Annotated in this window: 16 protein-coding genes; 9 read left to right on the forward strand and 7 right to left on the reverse strand. The window is 63.6% G+C overall.

What is annotated here, in order from left to right:
* The first annotated feature begins 39 nt into the window (after window positions 1–39).
* Window positions 40–711 (forward strand): ribose-5-phosphate isomerase RpiA, encoded by a 672-nt coding sequence (gene rpiA / locus MHM84_RS07400; RefSeq protein ID WP_239264336.1) that lies wholly within the window; start codon window positions 40–42, stop codon window positions 709–711.
* 18 nt (window positions 712–729) lie between these two features.
* Here the strand turns inward: rpiA and MHM84_RS07405 are convergent, their stop codons facing one another.
* The 5 genes from MHM84_RS07405 to MHM84_RS07425 are packed head-to-tail and all read right to left on the reverse strand — an operon-like array spanning window position 730 to window position 6,543.
* Window positions 730–1,728, reverse strand: coding sequence for a 2-hydroxyacid dehydrogenase (locus MHM84_RS07405; RefSeq protein WP_239264338.1), 999 nt, complete (start codon window positions 1,726–1,728; stop codon window positions 730–732).
* 16 nt (window positions 1,729–1,744) lie between these two features.
* Complete coding sequence (locus tag MHM84_RS07410; RefSeq protein ID WP_239264340.1) at window positions 1,745–2,680, reverse strand: glycosyl transferase family 90; 936 nt, start codon at window positions 2,678–2,680, stop codon at window positions 1,745–1,747.
* Window positions 2,681–2,698: 18 nt separating this feature from the next.
* Window positions 2,699–4,030 carry a lipid IV(A) 3-deoxy-D-manno-octulosonic acid transferase gene (gene waaA, locus MHM84_RS07415; protein ID WP_239264342.1) on the reverse strand — a complete coding sequence of 444 codons (1,332 nt, stop codon included), beginning with the start codon at window positions 4,028–4,030 and terminating at the stop codon, window positions 2,699–2,701.
* Window positions 4,020–5,450, reverse strand: a complete 1,431-nt coding sequence (hldE, locus tag MHM84_RS07420) for a bifunctional D-glycero-beta-D-manno-heptose-7-phosphate kinase/D-glycero-beta-D-manno-heptose 1-phosphate adenylyltransferase HldE (protein WP_239264344.1) — start codon at window positions 5,448–5,450, stop codon at window positions 4,020–4,022. The genes waaA and hldE overlap by 11 nt, the downstream gene beginning before the upstream one ends.
* The gene (locus MHM84_RS07425; protein WP_239264347.1) at window positions 5,440–6,543 is read right to left on the reverse strand and encodes a glycosyltransferase family 9 protein; all 1,104 of its coding nucleotides are present in this window, start codon (window positions 6,541–6,543) and stop codon (window positions 5,440–5,442) included. The genes hldE and MHM84_RS07425 overlap by 11 nt, the downstream gene beginning before the upstream one ends.
* On the opposite strand from MHM84_RS07425, the gene MHM84_RS07430 reads away from it, so the two are divergent.
* From MHM84_RS07430 to MHM84_RS07445, 4 genes are all read left to right on the forward strand, one after another.
* Entirely contained in the window at window positions 6,542–7,270 is a 729-nt protein-coding gene (locus MHM84_RS07430; RefSeq protein WP_239264349.1) for a 3-deoxy-D-manno-octulosonic acid kinase, read from the forward strand. The two genes, MHM84_RS07425 and MHM84_RS07430, sit on opposite strands and share 2 nt — an antisense overlap.
* Before the next feature lie 72 nt (window positions 7,271–7,342).
* Window positions 7,343–8,131 carry a glycosyltransferase family 2 protein gene (locus MHM84_RS07435; protein ID WP_239264351.1) on the forward strand — a complete coding sequence of 263 codons (789 nt, stop codon included), beginning with the start codon at window positions 7,343–7,345 and terminating at the stop codon, window positions 8,129–8,131.
* On the forward strand, window positions 8,125–9,183 hold the full coding sequence (locus MHM84_RS07440; RefSeq protein WP_239264353.1) for a glycosyltransferase family 4 protein: 1,059 nt from the start codon (window positions 8,125–8,127) through the stop codon (window positions 9,181–9,183). Before MHM84_RS07435 ends, MHM84_RS07440 begins: the two co-directional genes overlap by 7 nt.
* 74 nt (window positions 9,184–9,257) lie before the next feature.
* On the forward strand, window positions 9,258–10,835 hold the full coding sequence (locus MHM84_RS07445) for a sulfatase-like hydrolase/transferase (protein ID WP_239264355.1): 1,578 nt from the start codon (window positions 9,258–9,260) through the stop codon (window positions 10,833–10,835).
* 7 nt (window positions 10,836–10,842) lie between these two features.
* On the opposite strand, the gene waaF is transcribed toward MHM84_RS07445, so the two are convergent.
* Both waaF and rfaD read right to left on the reverse strand, forming a co-directional pair.
* Window positions 10,843–11,865 (reverse strand): lipopolysaccharide heptosyltransferase II, encoded by a 1,023-nt coding sequence (gene waaF / locus MHM84_RS07450; RefSeq protein ID WP_239264357.1) that lies wholly within the window; start codon window positions 11,863–11,865, stop codon window positions 10,843–10,845.
* On the reverse strand, window positions 11,858–12,814 hold the full coding sequence (gene rfaD / locus MHM84_RS07455; protein ID WP_239264359.1) for an ADP-glyceromanno-heptose 6-epimerase: 957 nt from the start codon (window positions 12,812–12,814) through the stop codon (window positions 11,858–11,860). The genes waaF and rfaD overlap by 8 nt, the downstream gene beginning before the upstream one ends.
* A gap of 238 nt (window positions 12,815–13,052) precedes the next feature.
* Here rfaD and glyQ point away from each other — a divergent pair, with 238 nt between their 5' ends.
* The 4 genes from glyQ to map all read left to right on the forward strand — a co-directional run bounded on the left by glyQ (window position 13,053) and on the right by map (window position 17,681).
* Window positions 13,053–14,015 carry a glycine--tRNA ligase subunit alpha gene (gene glyQ / locus MHM84_RS07460; protein WP_239264361.1) on the forward strand — a complete coding sequence of 321 codons (963 nt, stop codon included), beginning with the start codon at window positions 13,053–13,055 and terminating at the stop codon, window positions 14,013–14,015.
* A 2-nt stretch (window positions 14,016–14,017) separates the two neighbouring features.
* Entirely contained in the window at window positions 14,018–16,084 is a 2,067-nt protein-coding gene (gene glyS / locus MHM84_RS07465; protein WP_239264363.1) for a glycine--tRNA ligase subunit beta, read from the forward strand.
* A gap of 130 nt (window positions 16,085–16,214) precedes the next feature.
* Window positions 16,215–16,814 (forward strand): D-glycero-beta-D-manno-heptose 1,7-bisphosphate 7-phosphatase, encoded by a 600-nt coding sequence (gene gmhB / locus MHM84_RS07470; protein WP_239264365.1) that lies wholly within the window; start codon window positions 16,215–16,217, stop codon window positions 16,812–16,814.
* 117 nt (window positions 16,815–16,931) lie between these two features.
* A complete protein-coding gene (map, locus tag MHM84_RS07475; RefSeq protein ID WP_239264367.1) occupies window positions 16,932–17,681 on the forward strand; it encodes a type I methionyl aminopeptidase in 750 nt (249 codons plus the stop codon).
* The last annotated feature ends 307 nt before the right edge of the window (window positions 17,682–17,988 follow it).

Here is a 17,988-nt window from a genome sequence, read left to right on the forward strand (position 1 = left end):
CCTATAATGGCATCTTTGCCATTCAGCCACGAGCCATCTATGACCCAGGACGAACTCAAGCGCGCAGTTGCGGCCGCCGCCATCGACGAAATCAAGCCCCTGCTGGGCAACGACACGGTGATCGGCGTGGGCACCGGCTCCACCGCCAACCACTTCATCGACCTGCTGGGCGCGTTACGCGACGATTTCAAGGGCGCCGTGGCGAGTTCACAGGCCACCGCCGAGCGTCTCGAGGCCCAAGGCATCGAGGTATTCGAGCTCAACCATGTCGGCAGCGTGCCGGTCTACGTGGACGGCGCCGACGAGATCAACCCGAAGCTGGAAATGATCAAGGGCGGCGGCGCCGCGCTGACCCGCGAGAAGATCGTCGCCGCCTGTGCCAAGCGCTTCGTATGCATCGCCGACGCCTCAAAGCGCGTCGAGGTGCTGGGCGGCTTCCCGCTGCCCATCGAGGTGATTCCCATGGCGCGTTCGTACGTGGCTCGTGAGCTGGTCAAACGCGGCATCACGCCGGTCTATCGTGATGGGGTAGTCACCGACAACGGCAACCAGATCCTCGACTGCTATGACTTCCTGATCGAGAATCCGCAACGCACCGAAGCCGACCTCAACAATATCGTCGGCGTGGTCACCAACGGCCTGTTCGCCGCACGTGGCGCCGATGTCCTGCTGCTCGGCACCGAACGTGGCGTGGAACGCATCATCGCTTAGGTCAGACAGGCCCAGGGATCACGCCAGACGGTTGGGGCCGCTTTCGCCCTGGCGGTAGGCGATCAGGTTACTGCAGGTGACCTCGGCGATCTCGCGCAGCGCCTCGGTCGTAAAGAAGCCCTGATGCCCGGTGACCAGCACGTTGGGAAACGTCATCAGCCGGGCAAAGACGTCGTCGTCGATGAACTCCGCCGAGTGATCGTGGAAGAACAGCTCGCTTTCCTGTTCGTAGACGTCGATGGCCAGCGCACTCAACTGGCGAGACTTGAGCGCCTCGATCACTGCCTGGGTGTCGATCAGCGCGCCGCGTGAGGTGTTCACCAGCATCGCACCGGGCTTCATCCGCGCCAGGGCCGGGGCATCGATCAGGTGATAGGTGTCTTCGGTCAGCGGGCAGTGCAGCGAGACGATGTCGGCCTGCGCCAGCAGCGTATCGAGATCGACACGCTCGCCCCACGTATCGAAGGCCGGGTTGGGAAACGGATCGTAGCCCAGCACCCGGCAACCGAAGCCCTGCAGCAGCCTGGCCATGACCAGACCGATGCGTCCGGTGCCGACCACCCCGGCGGTCTTGCCGTGCAGGGTGCTGCCGAGTAGGCCATCGAGGGAGAAGTTGCCCTCGCGTACGCGGTTGTAGGCACGATGGGTCTTGCGGTTCAGCGTCATGATCAGCGCCATGGCATGCTCGGCGACCGCCTCCGGCGAGTAGGCCGGTACCCGGGCCACGAACAGCCCCAGACGCTTTGCGGCATCCAGATCGACGTTGTTGTAGCCGGCACAGCGCAGCACCACGGCTCTGACGCCTTCGTGGGCCAGCGCCTCGAGCACCTCGGCGTCCAGTACGTCGTTGACGAACACGCACACCGCCTCGCTGTCCTTCGCCAGCGCCACGGTCCCGGCATTCAGGGTCGCGGCCTGGAATCGCCACTCGATCCCGGCCTCGGCGAAGTGCGCAGCGCGCACCTCCTCGAGGAACTGCCGATCGTAGGGCTGGGCACTGTAGACCGTGACGCGCATGGAACACCTCGCTTGCTTAGAGCTGGCCCGACAATTCGAAGTACTTCCTGGCCACCAGCAGCGAGACCAGCCGCTCGCGCCGGCGATCCTTGAACTGTGCCACGTGCTGCTGGGCATTGGCGACAATTTCCAGCGCCTCGTCGGTATGCGTGGCGTAGTGGTCCATTTTCTCTTCGAGGTCGGCACAGTCGTCCCGCAACGGGACATAGTGCCGATAGGGCTCCAGGCGGCCTTCCATGAACCAGGTCTCGAATCGCGGCCGGGGCATGAGGCACAGCGAATTCGACGCCAGGATCCATTTGAGGTTGGTGGCGACGTCCTTGCCCTCCAGGCTCAGCACGAATTTGTAGCGCAGCTGGTCGCGAATGGACATGAAGGGCCGATAGTCGGGCTGCGACTTGAGTTTGGGATCGGTCTGCCCGATGTCCATCGCCGGTTGGTCGTGTAGCCGACGGACGATCGAGCGGCGCTGCTCGTGAAAGCATTTACCCCGCCATACCACTGCGTTGCGCTTGCGTTCGAAGGGCTGAGGGTCGTCGATGAAATTGTAGTGGCGGATGCGATTGAGCTTGAGCAGCACGGCATTGGCGTTGTCGCCGACGATGGGCCGGCTCTTGACGAAGGAAGGCACATCGGGCACCTGGGTCACATCGCCGAAACGATAGGCAAAGCGACATGCCGGATCGAAATAACGCACCACGCTTTTCGCGTCCAGGTAGTAGGTGCCTCGCCGCTCGTAGCGAAAGTCGGCGATCCGCTGCGCATGCGTATCGAGCGTAAAGGGGGTCTCGCGCTTGTTATAGTAATTGACCCGTTCGAGGACATCGTCGAGATCCTGATGGCCGGCAAGAATCCGATCCAGGCGGTAGCGAAAAAGCGCGTCCGGGGCCAGCAGCTGGAACAGACCGGCGGAGTAATAGCGAAGCTTGCGGCTCTTGTGGAATAGGTTCATGGACGGCTCTGCCCAATGCTACTGAGAATTCATTCGTTCCGTGTCGGTAACTCGGGATGGGCGCGGCAATAGCCTTTCCAGGCCATCCAGCGTTCGCACCAGCGCACCACGCTGGGCCATGACCGCCGCTTTCCCGGCCTTTCCCTGGCGCAGCCGTTTCTCGGACGACGCGAATAGGTCGCTCACTGCTGCGCCGAGGGCCTCGGCATCAGCGACTTCCATCAGGGCATCGGCGCTATGCAACACCTCGGCGACGTCGCTGAAATTGGCCAGCTCGGGGCCACTCAGCACCGGCACGCCCAGGATGGCCGGCTCGAGCAGGTTGTGACCGCCGACCGGCACCAGGCTGCCCCCGACGAAGGCCACATCGGCGGCACCGTAGAGACTCATCAGCTCGCCCATGGTATCGCCCAGGTAGACCGTCGTCTCACCCTGTACGGGCTCGCTGCGCGAGCGGCGCGCCAGGCTCTCGCCCCGTTCCCGACACAGCGCAGCCACGTCGTCGAAGCGCTGGGGATGTCTTGGCACCAGGATCAACAGGGCATGGGGATACTGCCCACGAACGCGGCGATGGGCCGCCAGCACCTGTTCGTCCTCGCCGGGATGAGTCGAGGCCGCGATCCATACCGGTCGCGTGCCGAATGATGTACGTAAGCGCTCACTTTCGCCATGCACCCGCGCATCCACGTCGATATCGAACTTGAGCGATCCCACCACATCGACACGCTCCCCGGGCATGCCCAGTTCGCGAAAGCGCCCGGCATCCTCGCTGGATTTCGCCGCCAGCCAGTCGACCTTGGCCAGGGCATTAATCATCAGCGCACCGAGACGCCGATAACCGCGCATGGCGCGTGCCGACAACCGGCCGTTGACCACTGCCACCGGCACGCCCTGGCGATGACAGGCCTCGAGCAGGTTGGGCCACAGTTCGGTCTCGAAGAAGATCGCCAGCTCCGGCGCAAGCGTACTCACGAAACGCCGAGAGGCACCGGGGAAGTCCAGCGGCACGAAGTGATGAATCACTTCGTCCTTGAACAGCGCCTCGACACGCTCGGCACCGGTCGCCGTCATGGTAGTCACGACGAGTCGGTGTGCCGGATAGCGGTTGCGCAGCGCCTCGATCAGCGGCCGGGCGGCGATCACCTCGCCCACCGAGGCGGCATGTAGCCACAGTGTGGCAGCATTTGCTCCCGGCACGCTTCCCAACCGCTCGCAACGCGAGTGAGTGGCTACTTGCTCACGCCACACCCGCCGCCAGATCAGCGGTGAGAGTGCATACAGCGCACCGCTGTAGAGCCAGCGCGCCCAGCCCTTGGGCGGTGCCGACGACACGCGGCGCTTAGCGTTCACGGTCGAGGATGGTCGAGATCATGGCCGTGGTGGACACGCCGTCCTCGAAGCCCAGTACCTTGACCTCGCCACCGTTGGCGATGACCGCCTCGCCGCCGGCGATGGCCTCGGGCTTGTAGTCGCCGCCCTTGACCAGCACATCGGGCAGCACCGCCTCGATCAGGCGCGCCGGCGTGTCCTCACCGAAGGCCACCACCCAGTCCACGGCTCCCAGGCCGGCCAGCACCTGCATGCGCCGCGCCAATGGATTGATGGGCCGCCGCGGCCCCTTGAGGCGAGTGATGGAGGCGTCGTCGTTGACCGCCACGATCAGCCGGTCACCCAGGCGCTTGGCCTGCTCCAGGTAGGCGACATGGCCGGCATGCAGGATGTCGAAACAGCCATTGGTCATCACCACGCGTTCGCCACGCGCCTGGGCGGCACGCACCGCCTCGACCAGCGCCGGCTCGGCAATCACGCCGAATTCCGCCAGCTTGTCGCCGTGCAGGGCGGTGTAGAGTTCGGCGACCGAGAGCGTCGCCGTGCCCGGCTTGGCGACCACCAGCCCGGCGGCAAGGTTGGCCAGCGTCATTGCCTCGGGATAGGCATGACCGGCGGCCAGGGCCAGGCCGAGCACACCGATCACCGTGTCGCCGGCACCCGTGACGTCGAACACCTCGCGGGCGTGGGTCGGCAGGTGCAGCGGCGCATGGCCTTCGCGAATCAGGGTCATGCCCTTCTCGCTGCGGGTCACCAGCAATGCCTCGAGTTCGAGCTCGGCGCGCAGCCGTTCGCCTTTCTCCGCCAGCTCGGCGTCGTCGCGGCAGTGGCCGACCACGGCCTCGAACTCGCCGAGGTTGGGGGTGATCACGCTGGCACCGCGATAGCGGGTGAAATCGCTGCCCTTGGGGTCGACCAGTACACGCTTGCCGGCGGCGCGGACCAGTGCAATCAGCGACTCGACGCGGTTGAGCGTGCCCTTGCCGTAGTCGGAGAGAATCACCACGTCGCTGTCGGGCAGCGCCGCCTCGACCTTGCCCAGCAGCTCGGCGGTATCGATGTCGCCGAGCCTCTCTTCGAAATCGAGACGGATCAGTTGCTGGTTGCGACTCATCACGCGCAGCTTGGTAATCGTGGGAACTGCGTCGCTACGCTGAAAGTGAGTGCTCACGCCTGCGGTTTCCAGACGCTGCGCGAGCAGATCGGCATTCTCGTCATCGCCGACCAGACCGGCCAGCGCGGCATGTCCGCCCAGCGAAGCGATGTTGAGCGCGACGTTGGCCGCGCCGCCGGGCCGGTCCTCGGACTCGCCGACGTGCACCACCGGTACCGGCGCCTCCGGCGAGATGCGCGACGTGCCGCCATGCCAGTAACGGTCGAGCATGACGTCGCCGACGACCAGCAGGCGGGCTTGTTCCAGGGCGGTAAGATCAAGCTTCATTCGGAGGCTCCGGCGTAGCGGTGCGAGGAAGCGCCAGCAGCGCCTCGATCTGGGCGATGACATCCTCGGCACGGATCAGGGACATGGCATCGGGATGGCGCACCCGCTCGCCCCAGGCGATGGCCTCGGGATCCTTGTGCAGGTAGGCGCGCACCGCCTCGGGATAGCGATTGACCACATAGTCACGCCACAGGTAAGGCGCGGCACGGTCGGGATTGGTCGTGGCGTAGAGCCCCACGGTAGGCGTACCCAGGGCATTGGCCATATGCACCGGTCCCGAATCGGGGGCGACCGCCAAGCGCGCCCGGGCGATCAGCGCCAGCAACCCTTTCAACGAACTGGCGCCGATGGCGTCGATCACCGCCTCGTCAGGCGTCAGGGCGCGGATACGCTCGCCCATCTCACGCTCCTGGACACTGCCGCCGCCAGTCAGCAGCGTCTTCAGGCCGTGCTGCGACCAGAGGTGTTCAGTAACGGTGGCATAGCCTTCCGGCGACCAGTTGCGGAAGTTGCGCAGTCGTGGGTTGGCGCAAGGACTCATCAGCACATAGGGCGCGTCGCCACTCAATCGCGCCGCTTCGGCGAAGGCTTCCTCGGGCACCGGCAGGTTCCACTCGAGACGCTCGGTATAGGCCGGATCGACCCCTAACAGACGAGCGAAGTCCATGAACGATTCGAGGACATGGGCGCGCGGGTGCGGATCCAACTGGCGATGAGTGAAGCGATGCTGCCAGTCCTTGGCGCGCGCCTTGTCGTAACCGACCCGCACCTTGGCCTTGAGCCCCAGCGACAGTGCACTGGCGCGCAGGGCCTGCTGCATGTGCAGCAGGACATCGAAGGGCGTGTCGGCGAGCTGGCGCCAGATCTCGCGCATGCCGGCCAGACCGGTGGCTTTGTCGTAGACCACGAACTCGACCCCGGACAGGCCAGAAAGTAGACTGTGCTCGCCCTTGCCGACGATCCAGGTAAGACGGGCTTCCGGCCACTGGCGCTGCAGGGCGCGCACGGTGGGCACCAGATTGCAAACATCGCCCAGTGCGGAAAGCCGCAACACGCAAATATGTGCGGGGCGCTCGGGCAGAGGACGCTTCATGCGGTTGGCAACGCTCCAGACGGGAAAAGCTTTCATTCTATACGATGCCGGCATTCTATGTGACGCCATGGCTGCGCCACAAATCACGCCCGCCTGGTTCACCCCCGCCTTCTGGCAGGCCCGCGATGCCGTGACCGGCCAGGCGCCGGGGCGCGGCGCCAGCCTGTTCGTCTCCGCCGCGTCGGTCCTGCCAAGCGATGAGCAATGGGTGTTGCGTAGCTACCTGCGCGGCGGTTTCGCCGCCCGCCTCAGCGAGACGCACTACGTATGGGCCGGCCTCGAGCGCACCCGGGCCTTTCGCGAACTGCGCCTGACTGCGGCCCTGCACGAGCGTGGCCTGCCGGTCCCCACGCCGGTGGCCGGCTGCGTGTGGCGACATGGCCTGACCTACCAGGCCGGGCTGCTGACCGAGCGCCTGATGGGTGCCCGGTCGCTGGCAGACATGCTCCCGGAAGCCGACGATGCACTGCTGGCCCGGGTCGGCGAGACACTGCGGCGCTTCCACGAGGCGGGGCTCGATCACGTCGATCTCAATGCACGCAATCTATTGATCACCCCCGATGAGCGCGTCTGGCTGATCGATCTCGACCGCTGTCGCCTGCGCGCCCCGGGCAACTGGCAGGAGGCCAACCTCAAGCGGCTGCAGCGTTCCCTGGAGCGTTTTGCACCCGGCCAGGGCGAGGCGACACTACGGCGTCTTCTGCATGGCTATCGACATGCCGGATGAAACGTATTCCACCCCGAAGCTTCCGGATTCTCAAGTGCCCGGAGCCGGCGAGCTACACAACGAGAGGAACCCATGGCCGCCATTACCGGCGTGGTGATCACGCTCAACGAAGCCGACAATATCGAGGCTTGCCTGGCATCGCTGGCACGCGTCTGCGATGAGCTGATCGTCGTCGATTCCGGGTCCAGCGACGCCACCTGCGAACTTGCCGAACGCGCCGGCGCCCGGGTCATCGCCCAGCCCTACCTCGGCGATGGACCGCAGAAGAACGTCGGCCCGGCCCGGGCCAGCCATCGCTGGGTACTCTCGCTGGACGCCGACGAACGCCTGACCGACGACGCCGTGCAAGCCATTTTGCAGCTCGATCTGGACACGACGACCCGGGCGGGCTTTGCCCTGCGCCGGCGCAACTTCGTCGGCTCGCGCTGGATCCGGACCTGCGGCTGGTATCCCGACTACTGCATCCGCCTCTACGACCGCGAGCGCAGCGGCTTTTCCGACAGCCGCCAGCACGCCTCGGTCACGACCCGGGACGTCGACAGACTGAATGCCGATATAGAGCACTACTCGTTCGCCAACCTGAGCGAGCTGTTCACCAAGGCCAGCGGCCGCTTCTCCACCCGCGCAGCCAAGATCATGTACCTCAAGGGCAAGCGGGCCAACGCCCTGTCGCCGTTCGTGCACGGCGCCAATGCCTTCGTGCGCAAGTACGTCTTCCAGCGCGGCTTCATGTCGGGCATCGATGGCGTCTCCGTAGCCCTTTCCGCCGCAGTGAACGCTTACCTCAAGTACGCCAAGCTGCTCGAGTACCAGCGCGACCGCAAGGTGCGCGAGAGCGAGGACTTCGACCGGGTATGGTGACGTCGTCCACGCCACTGCATGTGCGCCACGTCAATCTCGCCAAGGGCTTTCGCGGTGGCGAACGCCAGACCGTGCTGCTGATTCGCGCCCTGGCGGCACATGGCATCGGCCAGAGCCTGGTCTGCCGCCACGATTCGCCGCTGCCGGAGGCGCTGGCCGATGTGGATGTCGCCATCCTGCATGCCGACCATCAGCTGGCCGGCCATTTCCGCGGCGCGCGCGCCGACCTGGTTCACGCCCACGAGGCCAAGGCCGTGCACTGGGCCTACCTGCACCGGCGGCTGCGCGGCACGCCATATCTCCTGACCCGGCGCGTACCGCAGCCGGTCAGGAACAAGCCGTTCAATCGACTCACCTATCGCTCGGCCGCCTGCGCCGTGGCGATCTCCCGGATCATCGAACAGCATCTCGATGCCCTGGCCTGGTGCCCCATCGCGCGCATTCCCAGTGCCCTGTCGCACCTGCCCAGCGACTCACAACAGGTCGAGGCATTGCGCCAACGCTTCGCCGGACGACGTGTCGTCGGTCATATCGGCGCCCTGGTCGACCGCCACAAGGGCCAGCGTCTGTTGATCGACGCCGCCCGTCAGCTGCGCGAGTCGCATCCCGAACTGCTGTTCGTGTGCCTGGGGCAAGGCGAGGACGAGGCGGCGCTCAAGCAGGAAAGCGCCGACCTGGACAACCTCGTCTGGGAGGGCTTTCGCAGCAACGTCGGCGACTATCTCGAGGCCATGGCGCTGTTCGCCTTTCCTTCCCGTAACGAAGGGCTGGGCTCGATTCTGCTCGATGTCATGGACCACGACGTGCCGATCGTCGCCGCGGATGTCGACGGCATTCCCGACATCGTCGTCGATGACCGCAGCGGCGTGCTGGTGCCGGCCAACGATGCTGGTGCCTTGGCCCGGGCCATCGTCGACCTGCTCGACGACCCGGAGCGTTGCCTACGTCTCACGACCGGGGCCCGGCAGCGTCTGGAAGGCTTCACGCCAGCCGCCATGGCCGAGCGCTACCTCTCGCTGTATCGCCGTTTGCTGGTCCCCGACGAGGCATGACCGTCCCGTTTGCTTATGACAATTCCACGACAGGCTTGTTACTCTTTCGGCACTGCTGAGAGGACACTGCAACGATGTCGATTCGTCATCCCGGGTATCGATGGCCGTCACTGACCCTTCTCGGGCTGTGTCTCGGTTATGCCACAACCACCGTGCTCGCCCTGCCCCACCTGTTGACGCTACCCATCCTGGGGCTCTGGCTGACCTTGGCCTGGGCGTTTCGCTGGGGGGCACCGAAACAGGCCCGAGCCCCCGACAAAGTCTGGCCCTGGTCGCTGCTTCCCCTGGCGCTGTGGTGGCTGTGCGTCTACGTCTCCGACAGTTATGGCAAGGTGGACTTCCCGGCCATCGTCTTCCATTTTCAGGCAGGCGTGACCGACCATGGCGGCACCGGGCGAATTCTGATCGCCATCGTGCACACCCTGGCCGGCCTGCTCATGCTGGCCGCCTTCACCTGGCTGGTGCGCGTCGATCACCGTTGGCGCCTGCTCGAAAAGGTGCTGGTGATGTTTCTGCTGGCCTTCAACCCGTTGTTGTTCGGCATCACCCGCCAAGGGGCCGCCATCGTCACCGAAGACGGGGCCTGGCTGGACCGGCGCTACTTTCCGCCGACCATCGAGGCGGCACCGGAAAACCCGCCCAATCTGATCCTGCTCTATCTGGAAAGCATCGAAGGCACCTATGCCGATGAAGCCCGTTTTGGCGATGTCTACGACGATCTCGAGGCGCTCGGCCAGCGCGGTCTGGTATTCCACGGCGTGCGACAGATCGAGAACACTGGCTGGACCATGGGCGGGATGATCGCCAGTCAGTGCGGCACGCCGCTGATGCCGGCGGGATTGATTCACGACAACCAGTTCGAGCCGCTAAATCACGTAGTGCCCGGCGTTAACTGTCTCGGCGACCTGCTCGATGCACAGGGGTATCGGCAAACGTTCATGGGCGGCGCCAGTCTGGCATTCGCCGGCAAAGGCCTGTTCTACAAGGGCCATGGCTTCGATCGCATGTTCGGGCGCGAACAGCTCGAAAAGCGCCTGGAGGATCCGGAGTACGTCAACAGTTGGGGCATCAACGACGACTCGCTGCTCGACATGGCTCTCGAAGAGGTTCGTCAACTGGCTGCGGGAACCGGCCCGTTCGCCTTTGTCGGACTGACCCTGTCGGGGCATCCGCCCTACGGTTATCCGGCGCAGTCTTGCTACGACCATCAGGGCGAGTTCGACGGTGTCGACATCCTCTATTCGGTGCAATGCAGCGCCTTCCTGGCGCGTCGCTTCATAGAGCGTCTCGAGGCCGAGGGCTTGCTGGAGAATACATTGGTAGTGGTGGCCAGCGACCACCTGTCGATGAAGAATTCCGCCTGGCAGCGCCTGATCGAGGGACCACGCGAGAACACCCTGATCATGTTCGGCAATGGCCTGCCCCAAGGCGTGATCCAGCGCGAGGCGTCGACCGTCGATACCCTGCCCACCCTGCTGGAGGCCATGGGTTTCAAGGTCCCCTCGCATCGGGCGGGGTTGGGCGCATCGTTGTTATCGCCGGCCCAGACCCTGGTCGAACGCCACGGCCTGGAAGGCTTCAACGAGCGCCTGCTCGAGGAGCGCGCGCTGCAGCAGCGCCTGTGGAAGCAGGCCGACGACGTCAGCGGCTAGCCCGACGCTACCCCTGAATGGCACGTAACAAGCGTTCGGGGGCGAGTTGCTGCAGGCAATGGGTGTGGCCCAACGGGCAGGTACGTTCGAAGCACGGCGAACAGGTCAGCGCCAGGGTATGAATACAGGCATTGTCGGTCAGTGGCGGCGTATAACGCGGCGAGGTCGATCCGTAGATGGCATGGATTCGAGTGCCGACAGCCGCCGCGACATGCATCAGTCCGGAGTCGTTGGTCACCACTTGGCGGCAATCGGCCAACAGATCGACGGCATCGGCCAGGCGTGTACGACCACACAGATTGAACGCATACGCCAACCCACCGGCAATGATCTCGCCCGCTTCGGCATCCTTGGGTCCGCCCATCACCCGAAGCTCGAAACCCGCGTCAACCAGCTGTTCGGCCAGGCGGCGGAAATGTTCCAGCGGCCACTGCTTGGAAGGGCCGAACTCGGCGCCCGGCATCATGGCGATCGCCGGCCGTTCGCCCAGGCCATGCTTGGCCTGCAACGTAGCGAGGTTGGCGGCATCGACCTCCAGATGGGGCCGGGGAATCGCAAAGTCGCCACGCGCCGCCTGCGCCTCGGGCAGGCCCAGCGACACGAAGCGCTTGACGGTCTGATCGAGTGCCGTCTTGTCCAATCGTCGCCGTTCGTTGAGCAGTAGCACACGCTGCTCGCCAGTGAACCCCGTGCGCCGCGGTACCCCTGCCAGGAACGGCACCAACGCCGACTTCCACGAGCGCGGCAGCACGATGGCGTGGTCGAAGCGTCCACGCAACGAACGGGCCAGCGCCTGACGGGACCGCCAGCCGAATTCGCCATGCTTGACGTCGAGTCCAACAGCCTCGTCGACCTCCGCCATGCGCTCGAGGATCGGCTGCGACCATCCCGGTGCCAGCACCGCCACCGAACAGCCGGGGCGGTGCATCTTGAGCGTCTTGAACAGGCTCTGAGCCATGACCATGTCGCCGACCCAGGACGGCCCCACGACCAGAATCCGCTCGCCGACCGCTGTCACCGTCTCAGCCATTGAGCCATTCCAGATAGGCAGTCACGCCTTCGCGTACCGTGCGGAACTCGGCGCTGTAGCCGGCTTCGCGCAAGCGCGAGATGTCGGCACGGGTGTAGCTCTGATAGCGTCCCTTGAGCTCGTCGGGGAAGTCGATGTAGTCGATGTCGCCCTTGCCGTAATAGTCGATCACCGTCTCGGCAATGGCCTTGAACGGCTCGGCACGCCCGGTGCCCAGATTGAAAATACCGGACCGCTCTGGATGGTCGAGGAACCACAGGTTGACGTCGACCACATCGCCGACATAGATGAAATCGCGGCTCTGCATGCCCGCCTCGTAGCCGTCCCAGGCCCCGAACAGACGCGGATTCTGGCCCTGGCGCACCTGGGTGTGGTGATGGTAGGCGACGCTGGCCATCTTGCCCTTGTGCTGTTCACGCGGCCCGTAGACATTGAAATAGCGGAAACCCACCACTTGGCTGGTGAAGTTGTGCCAGCGCGCACGCACGTACTGGTCGAAGAGCAGCTTGGAGTAGCCGTAGACATTGAGTGGCTTCTCATGCTCGGGCGCCTCGACGAACACTTCGCTGCCGCCATAGGTAGCCGCCGACGAGGCGTACAGGAACGGAATGCCGCGCTTCTGGCAATAGTGCAGCAGAACCTTGGAATACTCGAAGTTGTTCTCGAGCATGTACTTGCCGTTCCACTCGGTGGTATCCGAGCAGGCGCCCTCGTGGAAAATGGCCTCGATGGGTGGCAGACCGCCATCCTCGCCATGCATCTGGGCCTGGATGCGACGTAGGAAATCATCCTTGTCGAGATAATCGCCAAGCGTGCAGCCGGCCAGGTTGACGAACTTGGTGCCGTCGCTCAGGTCGTCGACCACCAGCACGTCGTTGCGGCCGCGCGCGTTGAGCGCCTTGACCAGATTGGCGCCGATGAAACCCGCGCCGCCCGTCACTACGATCATGTCTCTCCCTCTTCTGTTGTCACTCCGCAGCTGATCAGAGAATGTCTTCGAGCGATGGTCAGACAAGGCGAAGACTGACGAGAAAGCGGAGTTTGCTTTAGTGAATGTGCATCTTGAGGAGGTATTCAACGCCGTATGATCGAAGCGCAGGTACATTCTCCCCCGGTGCCTATAACCGATTAGCCGCTGATTGTATACTCGACGGTTTATGAATTCATGGGCCAACGGTGCTTCACCAATGACACAGTCGACGCCAGACGTGACAACCTTTCAGGGCCTGATCCTCGCCCTGCAGCAGTACTGGGCCGAAAAGGGCTGCGTGATCATGCAGCCGCTGGACATGGAAGTCGGCGCCGGGACCTTCCACCCGGCCACGTTCCTGCGCTCCATCGGCCCCGAAACCTGGAATGCCGCCTACGTGCAACCGTCGCGTCGCCCTACCGATGGGCGCTACGGCGAAAACCCCAACCGCCTGCAGCATTACTACCAGTTCCAGGTGGTAATGAAGCCTTCCCCAGCCGACTTTCAGGAACTCTACCTCGGCTCCCTCGAACGTCTGGGTCTCGACCCGCTGGTACATGACATCCGTTTCGTCGAGGACAATTGGGAGTCGCCCACCCTGGGCGCCTGGGGCCTGGGCTGGGAAGTCTGGCTCAACGGCATGGAAGTGACCCAGTTCACCTATTTCCAGCAGGCCGGTGGCATCGAGTGCTATCCGGTGACCGGCGAGCTGACCTACGGGCTCGAGCGCATCGCCATGTACCTGCAGGACGTCGATAGTGTCTACGACCTGGTGTGGACCCTGGCGCCCGACGGTTCTCGGGTTACCTACGGCGATGTCTACCTGCAGAACGAGCGCGAGCAATCGACCTACAATTTCGAACATGCCGATGTACCGACCCTGTTCGCCGGCTTCGACCACCTCGAAAGCGAATGTGCCAAGTTGCTCGAGGCCAACCTGCCCCTGCCCGCCTACGAAATGGTGCTGAAGGCTTCACACACCTTCAACCTGCTCGACGCCCGTCACGCCATCTCGGTGACCGAGCGTCAGCGCTACATCTTGCGTGTGCGCACCATGGCCCGTGACGTGGCCCACGCCTATTTTGACTCGCGCAAGGCCGCCGGTTTCCCCATGGCCCCCGATGCCCTGCGCCAGGAACTACTTGCCCAAGAGCCGCTAGCCGAAGAGGGAGATGCGTAAGCATGGCCGCCAACACTTTACTGGTCGAACTGGGCGTTGAGGAATTGCCGCCGGGCGCCATCGACAGTCTTTCCGATTCACTGGCCTCCGGCATTGCCGCCGGACTGCGCAACGCTGAGGTCGAGTTCGGCGACGTACGTGCCTACGCCACGCCGCGCCGCCTGGCCGTGCAGATCGATGACCTCGCCGACAAGCAGCCCGATCGTCAGGTCGAACGCCGCGGCCCGGCTCTGGCGGCAGCGTTCAAGGATGGCGAGCCGACCAAGGCCGCTCAGGGCTTTGCCCATTCCTGTGGCGTAAGCGTCGACGAACTGATCCATCTCGAAACCGATAAAGGCACTTGGCTGGGCTATCGCTTCGAGCAATCCGGCGAAGCGGTAACGTCGCTGCTGCCCGAGATCGTCGCCAATACGGTTGCCGCCTTGCCGGTCCCCAAGAATATGCGCTGGGGGGCCTCGCGCATCGAGTTCTCGCGCCCCGTGCACTGGCTGGTCATGCTCTACGGCAATGACGTGATCGATGCCGAGATCCTCGGCCTGAAAGCCGGCCGCGAGACCCATGGTCACCGCTTCCATGCGCCGCAGGCCATCACCCTGAGCCATGCCGACGACTATCTGGCGGCGTTGGAGGATGCCTATGTGCTTGCCGATAGTCGGCGACGCCGCGAACGCATCCGCGAACAGGTACTGGCCGAAGCCGAAGTCCAGGAGGCTACGGCGGTGATCGACGAGGACCTGCTCGATGAGGTCAATGGCCTGGTGGAGTGGCCAGTGGCGCTGGCCGGCAGCTTCGACGAACGCTTCCTCGAGGTGCCTGCCGAGTGCCTCGTCTCGTCGATGAAGGCCAACCAGAAATACTTTCACCTGCTCGATGAAAGCGGCAAGCTGAAGCCGAGCTTCATCACCATCGCCAATATCGACAGCCGCGATCCGCAGCAAGTCATCGAAGGCAACGAGAAGGTCATCCGCCCGCGCCTGGCCGACGCCGCGTTCTTCTACGAGACCGACCTCAAACGTAGCCTCGCCTCGCGTCGCGACGGCCTCTCCAGCGTGGTCTTCCAGCAGAAGCTCGGCACCCTGGCCGACAAGGCCCAACGTAGCGCCGCCGTGGCCCGCTACATCGCCGAACGCATCGAGGGCGACAGCGAGCATGCAGCACGTGCCGCCCAGCTCGCCAAGTGCGACCTGGTCAGCGAAATGGTTCTCGAGTTCCCCGAGCTGCAGGGCATCATGGGCTGTTACTACGCCCGCCACGACGGCGAGCCCGAGGACGTCGCGATGGCCCTGCAGGAACAGTACCTGCCGCGCTTCGCCGGTGACACTATCCCGCAGACCAAGACCGGCCTGGCCCTGGCGCTGGCCGACCGGCTCGATACCCTGACCGGTATTTTCGGTATCGGTCAGCGCCCCACCGGCGCCAAGGATCCATTCGCCCTGCGGCGTGCCGCCATCGGCGTTCTCAATATACTGATCAAGGCCCAGCTCGATCTCGACCTGCGTGAACTCCTCACGCAGGCCGCCGCCCAGCATCGCGACCTGCCCAAGGCCGAGGGCTTGGTCGAGGAAGTGCTCGAGTACATGCTCGACCGTTTCCGTGCCTGGACCCAGGACGAAGGCATTGCCGTCGAGGTTTATCTCGCCGTGCGCTCGCGTCCGGTCACCCGGCCGCTGGACTTCGCCCGCCGTATCCGTGCCGTGCACGCGTTTAGCCAGCGCGAGGAAGCGGCTGCTTTGGCCTCGGCCAACAAGCGAGTTTCCAACATTCTGGCCAAGCAAGGCGGCGATGTGTCTTCTCACGTAGCTAACGAGTTACTTGTCGAAGATGCCGAGCGTGCCCTCGCTGATGCCCTCGAGGCTCGTCGCCGTGAAGTCGCCCCGCTGTTCGCCGAGGCCCGCTATAGCGAGGCATTGGATGCCCTGGCCGCGCTGCGCGAACCGGTCGACACCTTCTTCGACAAGGTGATGGTCATGGCCGATGACGAGGCCGTACGTCGCAATCGTTTGGCCCTGCTGGCCAACCTGCAAGGATTGTTCCTCGAAGTCGCGGACATTGCCGAACTGCAGCAATAACGCATTCTCTATATTGAGCGAAAGACGAAGGCCGGCGTCTGCCGGCCTTTTTCATAAGTGTTGTTTCACGTGAAACGTAAATCTCAGACACTAATGTTTCACGTGAAACATGACGGGAGGCTTCTTGACCATGAGCCGGCAGCCGCTGCCAACACAGCCCTACGATCTGGCACCGCAGAAAGTGGTGATCCTCGACCGCGATGGCGTCATCAACGAGGATTCCGATGACTATATCAAGTCCCTCAATGAGTGGAAGCCCTACCTTCAGGCCATCAAGGCCATCGCCCACCTGGCCCGGCATGGTTGGATGGTCGCTGTGGCGACCAACCAGTCCGGTATCGCCCGAGGCTACTACGATGAGGCGGAACTGGCCCGCATGCATGAGCGCTTACTGGCGCTCGTTCGCGAGGCCGGGGGCGACATCATGCATATCGCTTACTGCCCACACGGCCCCGACGATGACTGTCTCTGTCGTAAACCGCGTGTCGGTCTACTCGACGAGATTCAAAATGTGTTGAAGCTAGAAACCCTCAATGGCGCCTGGCTGGTTGGCGACAGCCTGCGCGATCTGCAGGCAGGCGAAAGCAAGGGTTGCCATCGCGTGCTGGTACGCACCGGCAAGGGCAAACGAACGGAGGCCGAGGGAGGATTTGGCGATGCACAGATATTCGATGACCTGGCTGCGTTCGCTTACTTTCTTCAGCCGGCCGGCTCGCCGCAACATCTGTAATCGATTCGGGGAAGTCATAGCCCCATATTCTGACATTGCGCGAATGCCGGGCAACGAGCTAGGTAGACATCCCCGGCACTACCGCTAACTGTCTTTCACTTGGAGGACGGCCCAGCAATGACGGTCACGAAACAGAGCGAACTGGACGGCCTAAAGGAAATCGGTCGCATTGTCGCCAATACCATGCAGGCCATGGCGGCATCGATGGAACCAGGCATGACGACGCGGGAATTGGATGAAATCGGTAAAGGTCTATTGGAGCGTGAAGGAGCCTTGTCCGCGCCGCAATCCAGTTACGGTTTCCCGGGAACGACCTGCATCAGCGTAAACGAAGAAATTGCTCACGGTATCCCGGGTAAGCGAGTGATCATGCCAGGTGATCTGGTCAACATCGACGTATCGGCATCGAAAAACGGCTACTTTGCAGATACCGGAGCGACCTATCGTGTCGCACCTGTAACTCCCTCGTTAGACAGTCTCTGTCGTGACGGCAGGCGTGCCACGCAGATCGGAATTGCACAGGTTGGTAGTGGAAAGCCACTAGCGGGCATCGGAACGGCTATCGGACGTTTTGCTGCGGATCGTGGCTATACGCTGATCCGCAATCTCGCCAGCCATGGTGTGGGTCGATCGTTGCACGAATACCCCGAGGAGATTGCGACCTGGCCTACACGGGGCGAAAAGCGACGTATCAACAAGGGACTCGTACTAACCATCGAGCCCTTCCTGTCGAGGGGCGGTCGCTGGGCCACAGAGGGAGACGACGGCTGGACCCTCTATAGCGAGCCCTTCGCCCCTGTCGTGCAATATGAACATACGGTGGTTGCTACGGATCGAGGGGCAATCGTCGTAACGCTGCCGGGTTGACCATCCATCTCTAACCTTTCGCTCTTGTCCCGACGCCGTCATCTCAGCAATTGCTCGTTTGCGAGCCCTGCCCAAGCAAAACGTGCTTATGCATTCTACCCCTGAGCTGCATGCGTCACGAGAGCGTCGTATGTTTCACGTGAAACATACGCTGAAAACGCCGATTCCTTTCAGCCGGCTGTCACCGGACCGATTCTGAATAAGCACAGCCCGCTCTAGAGCTACCCTCTATAAATACCTCTTCCGAACGAAACCAGCGAAATTGCTGCGCAGCAATTTGCACTGCTGGGTGCCGCAATCTGAGTGA

Source organism: Halomonas sp. McH1-25 (genome assembly GCF_022348165.1).
In the GTDB taxonomy this organism is placed as follows: domain Bacteria; phylum Pseudomonadota; class Gammaproteobacteria; order Pseudomonadales; family Halomonadaceae; genus Modicisalibacter.